This is a genomic window from Pseudomonas morbosilactucae, from assembly GCF_023241715.1.
Lineage (GTDB): Bacteria > Pseudomonadota > Gammaproteobacteria > Pseudomonadales > Pseudomonadaceae > Aquipseudomonas > Aquipseudomonas morbosilactucae.
This window is the reverse complement of record NZ_JALQCW010000152.1, coordinates 1-1488: the sequence shown is the minus strand read 5'-3', so window position 1 is coordinate 1488 and position 1488 is coordinate 1. Positions and strand designations below refer to the sequence as shown.

The window sequence follows — 1488 nt, the reverse complement described above, 5'->3', positions numbered from 1 at the left end:
GTGGCGTGTGGGGTGGCCAAGCTGGAGGATGCGGCCCTGCAGACCTCGGCGATCATCGGTGGTGTGCTGGCCAGCGGTAAGCGTACTGGCCTGCAGGCGCTGCTGGACGGCAAGAGCCGCTTCAATGCGCAGCCGCGGTTGTTGGTGGCCCCCAAGCACAGCGCCAATCTGCCGGTGGGCATGGCCCTGGTCAGCCTGGCCGACAAGCTGCGGGGCCTGGCCATCCTCGACGGACCCAATACCACCGATGAGGCGGTGATGGAGTACGCCGAAAACTTCGGCGCCAAGCGCGCCTTCATGGTCGACCCAGGCATTCAGTACTGGGACACCGGCGTGAGCGCGACGGTCAATGCACCCGCTTCGGCCTGGGTGGCCGGCCTGTTCGCCTGGACCGACAACGAGTACGGCTTCTGGGCCTCGCCGTCGAACAAGGAGTTCGTCGGCATCACCGGTACCACCCGTTCCATCGAGTTCCTGGATGGTGATGAAACCTGCCGGGCCAACCTGCTCAACAACGCCAATATCACCACGATCATTCGCGACGATGGCTTTCGCCTCTGGGGCAACCGCACCTTGTCGAGCGATTCGAAGTGGGCGTTCGTCACCCGGGTGCGGACCATGGACATCGTCATGGACGCCATCCTCTTTGGCCACAAATGGGCGGTCGACCGCTCGATCACGGCGACCTACGTCAAGGACGTCACCGAGGGGTTGCAGGCCTTCATGCGCGACCTGAAGAACCAGGGCGCGATCATCAACTTCGAGGTCTACGCGGACATCGAGCTGAACACGGCCAGCCAACTGGAACAGGGCAAGGTGTACTGGAACATCCGTTTCACCGACGTGCCGCCCGCCGAAAACCCGAACTTCCGCGTCGAGGTCACCAACCAGTGGCTGACCGAAGTCCTCGACCAAGCCGCTTAAGGAGCCGCACCCATGGCAATGATTCCCGAAACCCTGGCGAACATGAACCTGTTCGCCGATGGCGTCAGCTTCCAGGGCGACGTGCCCAGCCTGACCCTGCCCAAACTCACCCTCAAGACTGAGGAGCACCGCGCCGGCGGTATGGACGTGCCGGTCGAGCTGGACATGGGCATGGAAAAGCAGGAAGCCGGCTTTACCACCACCGGTGTGCGCCGCGAGTCGCTGAAGTTCTTCGGCCTGGCCGATGGCACGGCGTTCAACGGCGTGTTCCGCGGTGCCTTCAAGGGCCTCAAGGGCAAGATCACCCCGGTGATCGTCACCCTGCGCGGCCTGCTCAAGGAGGTCGACATGGGCGATTGGAAGGCCGGCGACAAGGCCGAGATCAAGCACAACGTGGCGCTGACCTACTACAAGCTCGAAGTCGACGGCGCCTCATCTACGAAATCGATGCGCTGGGTATGAAGCGCGTGATCGAACGGCGTCGACCCAGCTCGCCGCCCAACGTTCGCCCTGGGCCTGTAAGGAGAACACCTGATGTCGCAAGTTAAAAAATCCCGGCCTGGA

Annotated in this window: 1 protein-coding gene and 1 pseudogene; both read left to right on the top strand. The window is 63.0% G+C overall.

Going from position 1 to position 1488, the window contains the following annotated elements; all coding sequences use genetic code 11:
• The coding region (locus M1B34_RS33625; protein WP_268267429.1) for a phage tail sheath family protein at nt 1–924 on the top strand (924 nt) is incomplete at its 5' end.
• 12 nt (nt 925–936) lie between these two features.
• Nucleotides 937–1446: pseudogene (locus tag M1B34_RS33620) on the top strand (phage major tail tube protein).
• The last annotated feature ends 42 nt before the right edge of the window (nt 1447–1488 follow it).